Origin of the sequence: Bacteroides sp. AF39-11AC, assembly GCF_003474285.1 — a bacterium.
Classification (GTDB): Bacteria; Bacteroidota; Bacteroidia; order Bacteroidales; family Bacteroidaceae; genus Bacteroides.
The window spans coordinates 171,364-187,437 of record NZ_QROH01000001.1 but is presented as its reverse complement, the minus strand read 5'-3'; the positions used below and the strand labels follow the sequence as shown (position 1 = coordinate 187,437).

11 protein-coding genes are annotated in these 16,074 nt (G+C 44.9%); 6 read left to right on the top strand and 5 right to left on the bottom strand.

Going from position 1 to position 16,074, the window contains the following annotated elements; genetic code table 11:
- Nucleotides 1-2: 2 nt before the first annotated feature.
- Nucleotides 3-1,055, bottom strand: coding sequence for a tRNA 2-thiouridine(34) synthase MnmA (gene mnmA, locus DW036_RS00560; RefSeq protein ID WP_118460468.1), 1,053 nt, complete (start codon nt 1,053-1,055; stop codon nt 3-5).
- Between the two features lie 68 nt (nt 1,056-1,123).
- Between mnmA and DW036_RS00555 the strand changes: the two genes are divergently transcribed.
- Both DW036_RS00555 and cysS read left to right on the top strand, forming a co-directional pair.
- The gene (locus DW036_RS00555) at nt 1,124-1,855 is read left to right on the top strand and encodes a hypothetical protein (RefSeq protein WP_118460466.1); all 732 of its coding nucleotides are present in this window, start codon (nt 1,124-1,126) and stop codon (nt 1,853-1,855) included.
- A 117-nt stretch (nt 1,856-1,972) separates the two neighbouring features.
- Nucleotides 1,973-3,448, top strand: a complete 1,476-nt coding sequence (cysS, locus tag DW036_RS00550) for a cysteine--tRNA ligase (RefSeq protein WP_118460464.1) — start codon at nt 1,973-1,975, stop codon at nt 3,446-3,448.
- Nucleotides 3,449-3,530: 82 nt separating this feature from the next.
- Here cysS and DW036_RS00545 read toward each other — a convergent pair whose 3' ends face one another.
- Nucleotides 3,531-5,078, bottom strand: a complete 1,548-nt coding sequence (locus DW036_RS00545) for a sulfatase (RefSeq protein WP_369905551.1) — start codon at nt 5,076-5,078, stop codon at nt 3,531-3,533.
- Nucleotides 5,075-6,274: a glycoside hydrolase family 88 protein gene (locus DW036_RS00540; RefSeq protein ID WP_118460462.1), complete on the bottom strand. Its 1,200-nt coding sequence runs from the start codon at nt 6,272-6,274 to the stop codon at nt 5,075-5,077. Before DW036_RS00540 ends, DW036_RS00545 begins: the two co-directional genes overlap by 4 nt.
- Before the next feature lie 155 nt (nt 6,275-6,429).
- On the opposite strand from DW036_RS00540, the gene DW036_RS00535 reads away from it, so the two are divergent.
- A complete protein-coding gene (locus DW036_RS00535; RefSeq protein WP_118460460.1) occupies nt 6,430-6,831 on the top strand; it encodes a PaaI family thioesterase in 402 nt (133 codons plus the stop codon).
- Between the two features lie 80 nt (nt 6,832-6,911).
- Here DW036_RS00535 and DW036_RS00530 read toward each other — a convergent pair whose 3' ends face one another.
- Both DW036_RS00530 and DW036_RS00525 read right to left on the bottom strand, forming a co-directional pair.
- Nucleotides 6,912-7,790 (bottom strand): DUF3108 domain-containing protein, encoded by an 879-nt coding sequence (locus DW036_RS00530; protein ID WP_118460458.1) that lies wholly within the window; start codon nt 7,788-7,790, stop codon nt 6,912-6,914.
- Nucleotides 7,735-9,657 carry an Ig-like domain-containing domain gene (locus DW036_RS00525; RefSeq protein ID WP_118461128.1) on the bottom strand — a complete coding sequence of 641 codons (1,923 nt, stop codon included), beginning with the start codon at nt 9,655-9,657 and terminating at the stop codon, nt 7,735-7,737. Before DW036_RS00525 ends, DW036_RS00530 begins: the two co-directional genes overlap by 56 nt.
- Nucleotides 9,658-10,173: 516 nt before the next feature.
- Here DW036_RS00525 and DW036_RS00520 point away from each other — a divergent pair.
- The 3 genes from DW036_RS00520 to DW036_RS00510 all read left to right on the top strand — a co-directional run bounded on the left by DW036_RS00520 (nt 10,174) and on the right by DW036_RS00510 (nt 16,065).
- The gene (locus DW036_RS00520; protein ID WP_118460456.1) at nt 10,174-11,346 is read left to right on the top strand and encodes an efflux RND transporter periplasmic adaptor subunit; all 1,173 of its coding nucleotides are present in this window, start codon (nt 10,174-10,176) and stop codon (nt 11,344-11,346) included.
- Between the two features lie 90 nt (nt 11,347-11,436).
- Nucleotides 11,437-14,649 carry an efflux RND transporter permease subunit gene (locus DW036_RS00515; RefSeq protein ID WP_118460454.1) on the top strand — a complete coding sequence of 1,071 codons (3,213 nt, stop codon included), beginning with the start codon at nt 11,437-11,439 and terminating at the stop codon, nt 14,647-14,649.
- 27 nt (nt 14,650-14,676) lie between these two features.
- A complete protein-coding gene (locus DW036_RS00510; RefSeq protein ID WP_118460453.1) occupies nt 14,677-16,065 on the top strand; it encodes a TolC family protein in 1,389 nt (462 codons plus the stop codon).
- Nucleotides 16,066-16,074: the final 9 nt, after the last annotated feature.

Genomic DNA, 16,074 nt, shown 5'->3' with positions numbered 1-16,074 from the left:
GATTATATGATGATCCCTCCTCCCAACAGTATACCAGCCTCATCATAAAAAACAGCAGCTTGCCCGGAAGCTATAGACTCCAACGGTTCATGCAGTTGCACATGAAGAAGGTTTTCTTCTGTAATGCTGACTGTGCAATGATTGGCTTGCTTACGGTAGCGAATCCTGACGATAACGTTTTTGGAGTTTATTAAGCGTGAAGCATCCACGATGTTCCAATCCTTCAGCAACATTTCTTCTTTATAAAGGGAAGCAAGGGGAGCAAGTATTACCTCATTCGATGCTTTACGTATCTCTTTCACGAAGACAGCCCGGTTCATATGGATACCCAACCCTCGACGCTGACCGATTGTGTAGAAAGGATATCCTTCATGCCATCCTAAAATAGCACCGCCTTCATCGAGAAATCTGCCTTTTCCCGGCAAAAGCTCCTGCGGAACTTCACGTTGTAGAAAAGAGCGGTAATCCATGGGACAAAAGCAAACGCCAAGACTATCCTTCTTTGTTGCCGCTCGTTCAAAGCCGCGTGCGGCAGCATAGGTACGGACTTTATCTTTAGTCCAATCCCCCATTGGAAGAATCATACGTTCCAGAATATCCTGTTTAAGCCCCCAAAGAAAGAAAGTCTGATCCTTATCCCGGTCGGCTGCCGGTGCTATAAAGTAATGATTTCCTTGAAGAACTTTACGGACATAATGCCCAGTTGAAATCCAATAAATACCCATTTCATCGGCTATCTTCGCCAACAAGGGCCATTTCAGTTCATTATTACAAACAGTACAAGGAACAGGAGTACGGGCAGAAAGGTATTCATCTATAAAATAGCTTATAATACGTTCACTGAATAGCTCGCGGGCATCATAGATAATATGTGAGATATTCAGACGGGAAGCAAGAGTACGAGCATCATCCAGAGACTCCTCAAAGCCTTCCGAATCATAAAAACGAAACGTCACACCGGTAACTTCATAACCGGATTCCTGCAAAAACATGGCGGCAACGGAGCTATCCGTCCCCCCACTCATACCCAGTAATACACGTTTCTTTGATTTCATGGGTGCAAAAATAACAAAGGAAAAAGAAAATCACTACATTTGCTATCTTTAAAAAGACAACAACGCTAATGAACTACTACATCTGTGATCATATCACCTGGAAGAAATCCCTTTCACTACTAAAAAATGACATGGACGGGCAACGTGTCTACTCCAACCTTTGGCAAATGACACGAGACGTACTGATGCTTTCACTCAGCCTTAGCGCCATGGCAAGTCTCATTATATTAGTATTCGGATTAATCAAATTCATAGCTGACATCCTGTCCGGAACTACAGAACAGACAGCGACCCTGTTCGATGTAATCATCTTCTCAATGGCTTGTCCGGCAATATTTGTCGTTCCCCTCACTTGGGGATTAGCTTATTTCGGATGGTATAAAAATCTCCGAAAGATCAATTCCCTTTTACAACAATTCATAGCCTCCCTTCCCGAAACAGAAGATGTAAAACGTACTTCCCCGGTATCTTATACCTTACGCTACCATAAAAAAGAGTTTCATGCCATATTCGAAGAGAAAGAAAAGACTACAACTGTGGCAGTAGCAAAAGGCGATCTCATACTCCTATTACCTTATCAGGACACACAACAACGGACTACAGATGAACTATTTAAAGAAATAAAAGGCTTCCTTGAAGGAAAGCTATTCGCCTCCTTTGCTATGGGTCCGAAATATATGCTATTCGCATTCAATAGCCGCCCTATCCCCTCTCAGACGGAAGTTAAGCAAGCCGCAGAGACACTGCTCTACCTGACGGAACGTTTCCAACTGCAAGACCCCGTTCCTAAAGAAGAATAAATTCATCCAATAGCCGCTTCCCTCTTAGCTGTCAGTAAGAAAAAAGAATGAAAGAACTTATTATCTTATGAATTTGTTGTAACTTTGTGCTTTTAAAAAAACTAAAAATCAAACGTTATGGAACATCAACTGACAATTTACAACACCTTAGATAGGAAAAAGGAGCTATTCGTGCCATTGCACGCTCCACATGTAGGTATGTATGTCTGCGGTCCTACCGTTTACGGTGACGCGCATTTGGGACATGCACGTCCTGCCATTACTTTCGATTTGCTTTTCCGCTACCTTACCCATCTGGGATATAAGGTACGCTATGTACGCAACATTACCGATGTAGGCCATCTGGAGCATGATGCTGACGACGGAGAAGATAAAATAGCCAAGAAAGCACGACTGGAGCAACTGGAGCCGATGGAAGTAGCGCAATACTACATCAACCGCTACCATAAGGCTATGGAAGCGTTAAACGTACTTTCTCCCAGCATTGAGCCGCATGCTTCAGGACATATCATCGAGCAAATAGAATTGGTGAAAGAGATTCTGAAGAATGGATATGCATACGTCAGCGAAGGTTCCGTTTACTTCGACGTAGAGAAATACAATAAGAATTACCATTACGGAAAACTCTCCGGTCGCAATCTGGATGACGTACTGAACACCACCCGCGAACTGGACGGACAAACCGAAAAGCATAACCCCGCCGACTTCGCCTTGTGGAAATGTGCCCAACCGGAGCATATCATGCGTTGGCCTTCTCCGTGGAGCGACGGTTTCCCGGGATGGCATGCCGAATGTACAGCCATGGGTAAGAAATACCTCGGTGAGCATTTCGACATTCACGGCGGTGGTATGGACTTGATTTTCCCTCATCATGAATGTGAGATTGCACAATCGGTAGCATCACAGGGCAATGATATGGTACACTACTGGATGCACAACAATATGATTACCATCAACGGACAGAAGATGGGTAAATCATATGGTAACTTCATCAATCTGGATGAGTTCTTCAACGGTACACACAAGTTGCTGACACAGGCTTACAGCCCGATGACCATCCGCTTCTTCATTCTGCAAGCTCACTACCGCAGTACGGTAGACTTCAGCAACGAAGCTCTGCAAGCTGCAGAAAAGGGATTGGGTCGAATGATGGATGCCGTAAACGGACTGGAAAAGATCACCCCGTCTGCTACATCCAGTGTAGATGTAAAAGCTGTGCGTGAGAAGTGTTATGAAGCCATGAATGATGACCTAAATACTCCGATAGTCATTGCTCACCTCTTCGATGGAGCCAGAATGATTAACAATATCATTGCAGGTAATGATACCATTACTGCCGAAGACTTGAAAGACTTGAAAGAGACATTCCATCTCTTCTGTTTCGATATTTTGGGATTGAAAGAAGAAAGCAATTCCAATGAAGAGCGTGAAGTTGCTTTCGGTAAAGTAGTAGATATGTTACTGGAAGAGCGCATGAAGGCCAAAGCCAATAAGGACTGGGCTACCAGTGATAAGATCCGCAATGAACTTACAGCACTCGGCTTTGAAATTAAAGACGGTAAAGATAGTTCTGAGTGGAAACTGAATAAGTAAATTCCACTGTAACTGTAAAAAAGCTGCCTCCCTCTGATTTCTGTAGAATCAAGGGAGGCAGTTCCATTTAAAAAAGAGAGTTTTAGTAAGGTATCATGTCGGAAAGAATACGCTCCTTATACCAGGGATCGTCTATTGCTTTCAACTCCTTGCCCATCTCACGGCAAAGCTCTGCAACGATCTCTTTATTTTCTTCCAACGGAAGATTATTCATCTGATAAGGGTCCTTTTCATCATCAAACAACAGGCTTTTCTTCAACTTATGGTCTTTCTTATCAATATAGAAAGCCAAAGTATAACGTGCTGTCTTATATCCTCTTGAAGAAGGGAAGTAAGTTTGTACCTTACCATCCGCATCTTTGTCTCCATCCAAATTCTGGATATACAAAGCACCACCGGGACGTTCAATTTCCGCCTTTTCATCGAAGAAAAGTGGTGCCCAGTTACGTCCTTGCACATTGGCCGGAATGGAATCAGCCAAACCACACAACCCCAGGACAGTCGGCATGATATCCGGTGCAGACATCAGAAGATTATCTACACGCGGCTGTATATGACCGGGATAACGTACCAGGAACGGTATGTTCATAGATTCGGAATAAGGAGAGTTCTTCGGATCATCCGTAAACTGGCTACACATGGTTTCACCATGATCGGAAGCAAAGATTACAATCGTATTCTTATCCAGTCCCTGTTCTTTCAGTGTTTCCAGTATTTGACCAAAAGCACGGTCTACACCGGTAACAGAAGCAAAGTAATAACGAACGCTCTCTGCCTTCTCACGTTTCTTGTCTGCATTGGGACGGATCAGAAGACTATCCAAAGGTTGATCTTTGTACAGGTTAAAATCCTCTTCCATACAGTCGTCCAATGAACGGTACGGGCTGTGAGGCGGATTCATACCTACCATTATAAAGAATGGTTTCTTCGGATCGCGCACATTCCCCTCGTTCTTCAGATAAGAAACTACCATCTTGGACTCGTGCAACGGTGACCATTCTTTCGGATCGTGACGATTTCCATCCGTATCCCAGTAACGGGGATTCTTATGTTCATCGAAAGTACCATAAGAGTACCAATAATTGAAGCCGTGACGCCGTTCTTTCGGTGTATAAGCATCCCAAGCCGGAACACGGTCTTCTACGTAATGGCCGGGGCGTTGCGGATCATTCGGTGTAGGAAAATCAGCATGCAACTTACCAAAGTAAGCACAGTCATACCCGGACTTATTGAACACATCGCTTATGCAATCCACATCAGTACGCAGGGAACTGATAGGGCGATTTGAATTACAATTTAAAGGAATCCCACTCTTATTGGGATACATACCCGTCAGCAACATACCACGGTGAGGACTACTCAACGGACAGTTACTCTGGGCGGAACTCAACACCAGTGCTTCACGGGCAAAGCCATTCAGGTTAGGTGTATGCACCGGGTCATTGCGGAAGTTTACCTTATCACGGAACCCGTCTTGTCCCCAAAACTCCATTGCCTGATTGCGGTACTGGTCGGGGAAGACATAAATAACATTTGGAAGTTGCGCCTGCTCTTCTTGCTGGGTTTTGCAGCCTTGCAAGGCAAACAGGCCCAAGCCTCCCAAAAACAAACTAAACCGATTGATTATCATTTTTCTAAGTCTCTTTTACGCATGATTCCTTCCAGGAAATAATAGTCTGCATAGTTCAATGGAACATCAATTTCAGCACCATGAGGAATACTACCTACAGAGTGCATCAGGATGAAGTTGCCATTAGTACCCACTTCGGCACGGTAAGCTGGAGAACCAAGGCTTTCCATGATTTTATCTGCGGTTTCCTTATAGTTCTTGCCGGGAATGTATGTACTCAGTTCATACAAAGCAGATGCCGTACAAGCTGCTGCAGAAGCATCACGTGGTTCATTCGGAATATTAGGAGCATTGAAATCCCAATAAGGAACAAGGTCTTCCGGCAAGTTCGGATTATTGAAGATAAAGTTATAAATCTTCTCAGCCATATCCAGATACTTCTGATCGTGAGTATAGCGGTAACACATGGTATATCCGTAGATGGCCCAAGCTTGTCCGCGCGCCCAGGCTGACTCATCAGCATAGCCTTGCGCAGTTTGTCTCTTACGTACCTCACCGGTTACAGGATCATAGTCCACTACATGATAACAACTATTATCATCACGGAAGTGATTCTTCATGGTTGTATCAGCATGTTTCACAGCAATGTTATAGTAAGTAGAATCTCCTGAAAGTTTAGAAGCTTCGAATAACAGTTCCAGATTCATCATATTATCTATGATAACCGGACATTTCCAACCACGCTGTGCCTGCCAGCCTTTATCTGCATCCCAGGATTGAAGTACTCCTGCTGCCGGACGGAAACGGGTGGAAAGAGATTTTGCAGTCTGGATTATTACAGGCTTATATTCCTCTTTATTAGCAAAACGGTATCCGTTCAGGTAACTGCTACCAACCATAAAACCTACATCATGATGCCAAGTCAAGTATTGTACAGAGTCTAATGCTTCAGTATACTTTTCAGCCAACGGCAACCATTTCTTGTCACCCGTCAGTTCATAGGTATACCAGATATTACCGGGAAAGAAACCGGAACACCAGTCATCAATGGGTACATACACAATGCTACCGTCTTTGTTAATGGTTCTTGGATTCAGAATTTTTCCTGATTTCTCAATAATGTCGGTCTGAATGGTCTCCTGTGCCACCGCATTATCAATATTCTCTTGGATAAAGTTGCTTTCGGCCTGCTTCTGACCTGTGCAACCCGCCAGAACAAGGAGAGATACTCCCAATGTCGTGAGGATTGTTTTCATAATAATGATTTGTTTATTAAAGTTTCGTATTCTTTCGTCAGCAAATGTAGCGCAGGTTTACAGAAAAGACCCCCCTAAATTATACAGGAAAAGGGCAAAATTGTTACATTTGCACATAAATCATACAGATTGAACTTTTTAATCATATTAAAAACATGACTCCACAAGAATTTTTCAAAAAAGATCTCTTTGCAGAACAAACCGGTGTAGAATTGCTGGAAGTGCGCGAAGGATATAGTAAAGCACGCCTTGTTATCACAGAAAATCACCTCAATGCAGGACATCGTACACAAGGAGGCGCTATTTTCACCCTTGCCGACCTGGCATTGGCTGCCGCAGCCAATTCGCATGGCTCATTGGCATTCTCCCTTTCTTCCAATATTACCTTTTTGCGTGCCAGTGGTCCGGGCGATACGTTGTATGCCGAAGCACGCGAACGATACATCGGACGTACTACCGGATATTATCAGATAGACATCACCAACCAAGATGAAAAGCTGATTGCTACGTTTGAATCCAGCGTATTCCGAAAAGGCGATCCGTTACCGTTTTATTAGTGATTAGGGGTTAGTGATTAGTGATTAGCACCGTGCGGATAGCGCAGCCTACTAATCACTAACCCCTAATCACTACCCCCTCATTTCTTTCTTATAGCCGAAGTCATCGGATAACGATTCCCCTGTACACTCTTAAAGAACGCCTTTGCCGAACCGAAGTTGAGATACATATCCAGGCGGACTGGAAGATGGTTCTTGTCATCTGAGATATAGAAAGTAATCACCTCTTTTTCTTTTCCTTTCTTATATTCTACAAAAGAGAATACAAGGCAACGGTAAATCGTATCATTATTGGCTTTCACTTCCTCTTTTCCACGATAAATCAGCGTTTGCTCTTCTACTTTGCGTCCGGTAGCCATAGGAAACAGGATGCGGTCGCCTACTTTATAATCTGCCGGATCGTAAGAACGCGCCTGCGCCAGTATACTCAGCATATCGAAGATACAACGGCTGTCACTATATTCCATCTCTTGCGGATCGCGAACCGGATTGTGCCAGATACGCCTCTGTTTTACGTTGGATACACCATCCTTATAAGAAAACCATGCCTCATCTACCGTATAGCGGTCACCCTCTTCGGCTGCCTTACGGAAATAAAGCGGTTCCAGTTTCTCACTGACATAGCATGTCAGCGTATCACGCATCTTAAAAAAGAAGTCCGTCTTTTTACTACCTACCGAAAGCAAGTTGAAACGGTAGGCTGGTTTCGACTGATAAGTTGTGGAGAAAGTTGTCAGGCTTGCCAGCCCTACCTTCTTCCAAATAAACTTCCAGTTAAAATATAAATCATACATCACATGCTCACCGGATTGAAAAGCGGTATTTTCTGCCGTACATTGTGCTTTGGCAGGTGTAGCAATAGTAAGTAACAGGGCTCCCAATAGGCAGAATACCCATCCGCGTTTACCGGCGATTGCCGGAGTTGCGGTTATTCTGGTTTTTGTTTTTCTTGTCTTCATCTGGTTTTTGTTTTTTGAGTTCTCCCGGTTTCTGTTTATCCAGTGGCCTATCATGTATATTCCAGCTCTGTGTCAGGTCAAAATTAGCTTTCAGCTCTAACACCTGATAGTAATAATACACTTCTTCCGGTTGCCGTTTATCTTCATATTTTCCGGTGTCCCATACACCGTTTCCATTCCTGTCATTAATGAGGCGTGCACTATATTTACCTGGATTCAGGAAGTAAAAATCCGCCCTGCCATTGACGACTGGTACTGTACGCACTACCTTGTCCTGTGCATCCAGCAAATCAACAAATGCCAGTGAGTCCGCCCCGCTCACATCAAAGAATATCTGTCCATATTCTTCAGGCTTCTTCACCTTGAATTCTTTCTTTACCTTATCGGTGAAAAGGCCGTATATTCCTTGGAAAGCCGTAGAATCCACCTCAAAGGTATAACTTTCACCGGGTTCCCAATCCGCATATACATTGTAACGCATCAGGTTCAATGAGTCCGGAATAAAGTCGAAAGGAACATCGCGCCACAAGCTGTCTATCTTCTGTTTCAGATGAATTGTGCTATCAGCAACACTTGCCAGCGGTTCAGTGAACGTAAGGGAAATATAATCATAAATATCCATCGTACCCGGCGCATATACATCGACGGGCAAGAATACCGTCGGCTCTACATACTCCTTGCCTTCCTTTTCGGCTTTCTTTTTGGCCTTTTCAAGCTCTTTCTCTTTCTTCTCGCGCTCTTTCTCCAGTTCTTTCTCGGACTTGGGTCTGAGCTTTGACACAAGTTTCAGCGTATCCGTACGGGGAACCAGCTGATTGAGCGTATCTGTATAAAGATAGGTAAGGCTCATCTTCAGGGTATCAATCTGATAGACCAAGGAATCCCTTATCCAGTATTGCAGCGTATCGATGCGTCCGGTAGGTTTCTCCACAATAAAAGCATCGGTTTCATCGAAATTCAGTCCCTTCAACAATGGTAAGCTGTCTGCCGGAACCGAGAAATAGAAGGAGAACTTCCGGGGTTCAGGTCGCTCACTCTTAATAAGACGTTGCGATAAAGTAAGTTCCTTGAAACAACGCAATATAACATCATCCGGAGAATAATGGGTATACATCTTCTCCATAATCGTATCTATCGTCAGAGAGTCTTTCCAAAGTGTATCAAAGCGCATCCGCTGATCCATAGAAGGAATAATCAGGGAGTCTTCGAAAGCAATCACCTCGGTGGGCTGACTATAATAGAAATTCTGGTCGGCATCCTGCAATCCATAGATACGGTATTCACCCGGAGCGACCCCCCGAATCGTAAAGCGTCCGCGGCTATCGGTACGACCTACACGTTCGAAAGGCAACGTTGTAAAGGCCGAATCCGCCAGATTGGAATGCATGCCTACCAGCATACCTTTCACCGGTTCCAGATTGAATGCATTCAATACGGTACCGGATACCGCCATCGAGTCAATTACAGAACCGGTAGAGAAAGTAAATCCGAAATCGGGCAACGGATTACCTTCATTGTTGTCCTGAATAGCATCCGCAAAATCTATCGAATAAGTCATATTCGGCTTAAGGCTATCTTTCAAGGTGATCACCACCTTTTTCCCATTGGATTTTATCTCCGGCTGCTGCACCTGAGGAGGAGAAATCACGATCTTCTCACCCGGCTTATCAAGCTTGATGAATTCATCGAATTCAATCGTTATTTTCTTTCGATTATTATTGAGTGCACCCGGCACAGGCGTACTACCAACGAAGTGGGGGGGAGTTTCATCAATAGCACCACCCTCCGGACGACCGATGCTGGCGCAGGAATAAAACACGGCAGCAACGATGGCAACACCTGCCAAACGATTGAAAAGAGATTTCATATTTGAATATTTGTTACGTAACATGCTGCAAAAATAAAGGTTATCCCTTAATAAGCAGTATGCTTTACAGTATTTTATCAAAAAAGAGCATGAAGATAGTTAAAACATATGAGATAGAGGAAAGGTTCTAAAGTATAAGAGTCTTAACAATAACTTCGATGAAACTAAACACCCGGGGGGATTACATCTCAAGTCTGTTTATTGTTCCACTTCTAAAACCATAAAGTTTTATATTTGGAAGATTAAGACTCAGCAATCAAGTATAAGCAGTGGAGTAAAGCACTTTATACAGCCAGAAAAGTGCCCTATATATAATATATGTATGAAACATAGTTAAAAATAGACGCAAATAGAACTAATCTGTTCAAAAATAGATAATTTTGCAGCCGGAAAACCCGAAGAGTGCTTTTAGTTTTCCCCCTTTGTCCTCCGCATAATCCAACTATGACAAGACATGAAAAGCCTGTATTCAACAAGATGAAAAAATAAACCAAAAGACAGAGAATAATTACAAGTATGAAGAGTAGATTGATTTTATTGGCATGTTGCCTGTCACTGTTCAGTTGCGGACAAAGTGACAAAACTACGGGTAAAGCACCCGAATTTGCAGTGATTACAGTGGAAACAACCACTGCCAACTTAACGAACAGCTATCCGGCTACAATCAGAGGTAAACAAGATGTCGAAATCCGCCCTATGGTAAGCGGTTTCATCACCAAATTACATGTAGACGAAGGTTCAGTAGTACGCAAAGGACAAGTGCTGTTCAGCATCGATCCCGTACAGTATCAGGCTGCCGTGAATTCAGCTAAAGCTGCTGTTGAAACAGCCAAAGCTGCAGTAAACACGCAGGAACTTACCGTGAACAACAAGCGCGAATTAAACAAGAAGAACATCATCAGCAACTATGACTTGCAGATGGCTGAGAATCAGCTGGCACAAACAAAAGCACAATTGGCACAAGCTGAAGCACAATTAGTAAACGCCAAAAACAATCTGTCGTATACTAGTGTAACCAGCCCCAGCGATGGCGTAGTAGGTAGCATCCCCTACCGTGTAGGTAGTCTGGTGAGCCCTTCCGTAGCTACTCCGCTGACTACCGTTGCCGATATATCCGAAATGTATGCTTACTTCTCCATGACTGAAAGACAATTACTTTCACAGATACGCGAAGGTGGCAGCACCAAGGAAATTCTGGAGAAGATGCCGGACGTACAGTTGCAGCTCATCGACGGAACCATGTATGCTGACAGCGGACGTGTGGAAACGATCAGTGGTGTAATCGAACAGAAAACCGGTTCTGTAACCATGCGTGCCCTTTTCCCCAACAAGCGTAATGTTCTGCGCAGCGGAAGTACAGGTAATGTAGTATTCCCCAACCCGATGACAAACGTTATCATGATACCGCAATCTGCCACTACAGAAATACAGGATAAGAAGTTCGTATTTGTAGTGCTGCCCGACAACACCCTGAAGAATACGGAAATTCAGGTGTTCAAGCTAAACGACGGTAAGTATTACTACGTGACCGAAGGCCTGAAAGCCGGTGATAAAGTAGTAATGGAAGGTGTACAGAACCTGAGAGACGGAGCATCTATCACTCCCATCACTCCTGCTGAAAAAGAAGCTGAATATCAGAAAGCACTGAAAGACCAGAAAGAAGGTAATATCCAAACTGCGTTCAATTAACGTTTAACGGTTAGTGATCAGTGATAAGCGGCTGCGCCATTATACCGCAGGTACTTATCACTAATCACTAACCCCTAATCACTAAATAACATGAAATTAGATAGATTTATTAATCGTCCGGTACTATCTACGGTAATCTCCGTACTGATAGTAATCCTGGGTCTTATTGGTCTGGCAACCTTGCCTATCACCCAATACCCGGACATTGCACCGCCAACCGTATCGGTGCGCGCCACCTACACGGGTGCCAATGCCCAAACGGTGTTGAACTCCGTCATTGCACCGCTGGAAGACCAGATCAACGGTGTGGAGAACATGATGTACATGACTTCCAATGCCACCAACAGTGGTTCTGCCGATATTTCCGTTTACTTCAAGCAGGGCACCAACCCGGATATGGCTGCCGTAAACGTACAGAACCGTGTATCTATGGCACAAGGTCTGCTGCCCGCCGAAGTAACCAAGGTAGGTGTGACGACACAAAAGAGACAGACTTCCATGTTGATGGTATTCTCTATTTATGATGAGACGGACCAATACAACATCGAGTTCCTGGAAAACTATGCCAACATCAACCTTATTCCTGAAGTAAAACGTGTTGCCGGTGTAGGTGATGCGATGGTATTGGGTACTGACTACTCCATGCGTATCTGGCTGAAGCCTGACGTGATGGCCCAGTATAAACTGATACCTAATGACGTAGCAGCAGCTTTGGCAGAACAGAATATCGAGGCTGCCCCCGGACAGTTTGGTGAACGTGGTAACCAGACATTCCAATATACAATACGATATAAAGGACGTCTGCAACAGTCGGAAGAGTTTGAGAACATCGTTATCAAAGCAATGGAAAACGGAGAGGTACTCCGTCTGAAGGATATCGCTGAAATCGAGCTGGGACGTCTGACCTATAGTTTCAATAATACCGTAAACGGTCACAAAGCTGTCAGCTGTATCGTGTTCCAGATGGCCGGAAGTAATGCTACACAAACCATCAGCGACTTGGAAGCATTGTTGAATGACTATTCCGATAAACTGCCTTCGGGCTTGCATATCAATATCGCACAGAGTGCCAACGACTTCTTGTTCGCCTCTATCCATGAGGTAATCAAGACATTGATTGAGGCCTTTATCCTTGTGTTCATCGTGGTATATGTCTTCTTGCAGGATTTCCGTTCTACACTGATTCCCGCCATCGCTATTCCGGTAGCATTGATTGCAACGTTCTTCGTACTGAAACTAATCGGCTTCAGTATCAACTTGCTGACCCTTTCGGCCATGGTGCTTGCCATTGCGATAGTGGTCGACGACGCCATCGTCGTCGTCGAAGGTGTCCATGCGAAGTTGGACCAGGGGTATAAATCTGCCCGTGCCGCTTCCATCGACGCCATGAGTGAATTGGGTGGTGCCATCGTTTCTATTACGCTGGTCATGATGTCTGTATTCATCCCTGTAAGTTTCATGGGTGGTACGGCAGGTATATTCTACCGGCAGTTCGGTCTGACGATGGCTATCGCTATCGGTTTCTCCGCATTGAACGCTTTGACGTTGAGCCCGGCATTGTGTGCCATCTTCCTGAAACCGCACGAAGAACATGGCGAAAAGAAATCGACCTTCATCAGCCGCTTCCATACAGGCTTCAATGTGGCTTACGACAAGCTGCTGAAGAAATACAAGAAGAATGTATTGTTCTTCATCCAGAAGAAATGGTTGAGTTTTGGTCTTGTAGCCGGTTCCATCGTATTACTGATTTTCTTCATGAAGATCACTCCGACGGGTATGGTGCCTAACGAAGATACAGGTACCATCATGGGTGTAGTAACTCTGCCTCCGGGTACTTCACAGGAACGCGCACAAGAGGTGCTGCACCGCGTGGACAGCCTTGTAGCTGCCGAGCCTGCCGTTGCATCCCGTACAGTGATTTCGGGTTATAGCTTCATCGGCGGACAGGGACCTTCTTACGGCTCTATCATCATCAAGCTGAAAAACTGGGACGAACGTTCCACAATGCAGAATTCAAACATCGTATACATCACGCTCTTTATGCGTGCACAAAAGATTATCAAGGAAGCGCAGGTACTGTTCTTCGCTCCTCCTATGATTTCGGGTTACTCTGCATCCAGTGACATCGAATTGAACATGCAGGATAAGACCGGTGGTGACCTGAACCACTTCTTCGATGTAGTGAAATCTTATAATGCGGCATTGGAAGCACGCCCGGAAATCAACTCGGCAAAGACGACTTTCAATCCGAGCTTCCCGCAATATATGCTGGACATCGACGCTGCCGCCTGTAAGAAGGCAGGTATCAGTCCGAGTGACATCCTCAGCACTATGCAGGGATATTTCGGCGGTCTGTATGCCTCTAACTTCAACAGTTTCGGTAAGATGTACCGTGTAATGGTTCAGGCAGAACCCGAAGCCACCAAGAATCTGGAATCATTATCCAGCATCAAGGTGCGCAACGGTGATGAAATGGCCCCGATCACTCAGTTCGTTTCCATCAAGAAGGTATACGGCCCCGACATTATCAGCCGTTTCAACCTGTATACTTCTATGAAGGTGATGGTTGCTCCTGCTTCCGGTTATACTTCCGGTCAGGCACTGGCGGCTATCTCTGAGGTTGCCAAAGAGAACCTGCCTGCCGGTTTCGCTTACGAATTGGGAGGTATGGCACGTGAAGAGGCTGAAACCAGTGGTAGTACCACGGGATTGATTTTCGTTCTCTGCTTCGTATTCGTTTACCTGTTGCTGAGTGCACAGTATGAAAGTTACATCCTGCCGCTTGCCGTACTGTTGTCTATTCCGTTCGGTCTGTTGGGTAGCTTCCTGTTCGTCAACGGTATGAGTGCCATCGGTAATATCTCTATTCTGAAGATGATAATGGGGTCTATGTCTAACGACATTTATATGCAGATTGCATTGATCATGTTGATGGGTCTGTTGGCTAAGAATGCCATCTTGATTATTGAGTTTGCCCTCGACCGTCGTAAGATGGGTATGAGTATAACATGGGCAGCCGTACTGGGTGCCGCAGCCCGTCTGCGTCCTATCTTGATGACATCACTGGCCATGATCGTCGGTTTGATTCCGTTGATGATGGCATCCGGTGCAGGTGCTAATGGTAACCGTACGCTGGGTACCTCTGCCATCGGTGGTATGTTAATCGGTATGATTCTGCAGATATTTATTGTACCGGCCCTGTTCGTTGCATTCCAATATCTGCAAGAGAAGATTAAACCGATGGAATGGACTGATGTGGATAATTCTGATGCAGAACCTGAAATTGAGCAATACACTAAATAAGTATTAGGTATAAATACTTTTATCATTATGAAGAAACAAATTATAACTTTGATGTGTGCAACTACTCTTTTAAGTAGTTGCCACATCTACAAATCATACGACAGACCCGAAGATATTACGGCTGCCGGGCTGTATCGCGACACGACAATCGTGAACGATACACTGGCTGCGGATACTGCAAACTTCGGCAACCTGCCTTGGAGGGAAGTGTTTACCGACCCTCAGTTGCAAGCACTCATCGAACAAGCACTTGCTAATAATCCTGATTTACGCAGCGCCGCTCTGAACGTGAAGAAGGCAGAAGCTGCACTTATGTCTGCACGCCTGGCTTATGCTCCCACGCTTGCACTGTCTCCGCAAGGAACCGTAAGCAGCTGGGATAAGGGAAAAGCAACACAAACTTATTCGCTTCCTGTCACAGCAAGCTGGCAGATTGATCTGTTCGGCCAGATACTGAACCCGAAACGTGGCGCACAGGTATCTCTGAAACAGACACAGTTCTATGAACAAGCCGTGCAAACTCAGGTAATCGCCAATGTGGCCAATATGTACTACACATTATTGATGCTCGACCGCCAGTTGCAGATTACAGAATCCACAGCCGATATCCTGAAAAAGAATGTGGAAACTGTAGAGGCTATGAAGGATGCGGGTATATACAATACTACTTCTGCCGGAGTAGAACAAACCCGTGCAGCTTACGCACAGGTATTGGCATCTCTGCCCAGCATGCGTCAAAGCATTCGCGAAACAGAAAACGCTCTTTGCCTGATGCTGAATCAGCCGGCACAGGAAATAGAACGTGGTGTACTGGAAGGCCAACAATTACCAACAGAATTCTCTGCCGGCATTCCTTTGCAACTGTTGTCCAACCGTCCTGATGTAAAGGCTGCCGAGATGTCTCTTGCCGCAAGTTATTACAATACCAACAGCGCACGTGCAGCTTTCTATCCGCAGATTACGTTGAGCGGTTCGGCAGGATGGACCAACAGTGCAGGTTCTGCAATTGTAAATCCGAGCAAGCTACTGGCTTCTGCTATAGGATCGTTGACACAACCGTTGTTCTATCGCGGTGCTAATATCGCCCGTCTGAAACAGGCCAAAGCACAGGAAGAACAATCCAAAATCCAGTTCCAGACCACTTTGCTGAAAGCTGGAAATGAAGTGAGCAATGCCTTGTATCAATACCAAATGACCTCCGAAAAGGCCATTTCTCGCGAGATTCAGGTAAATTCTGCCCGCAAAGCTGCGGAAGATACAAAAGAATTGTTTAACTTAGGCACGTCAACGTATCTGGAAGTTCTGTCTGCTGAGCAATCTTACCTCAGTGCACAAACCTCCGAGGTATCCGACACTTTCGACCGCATGCAAGCTGTTATCAGCCTGTACCAGGCGCTCGGAGGAGGCAGAAAGTAATAACTAAAA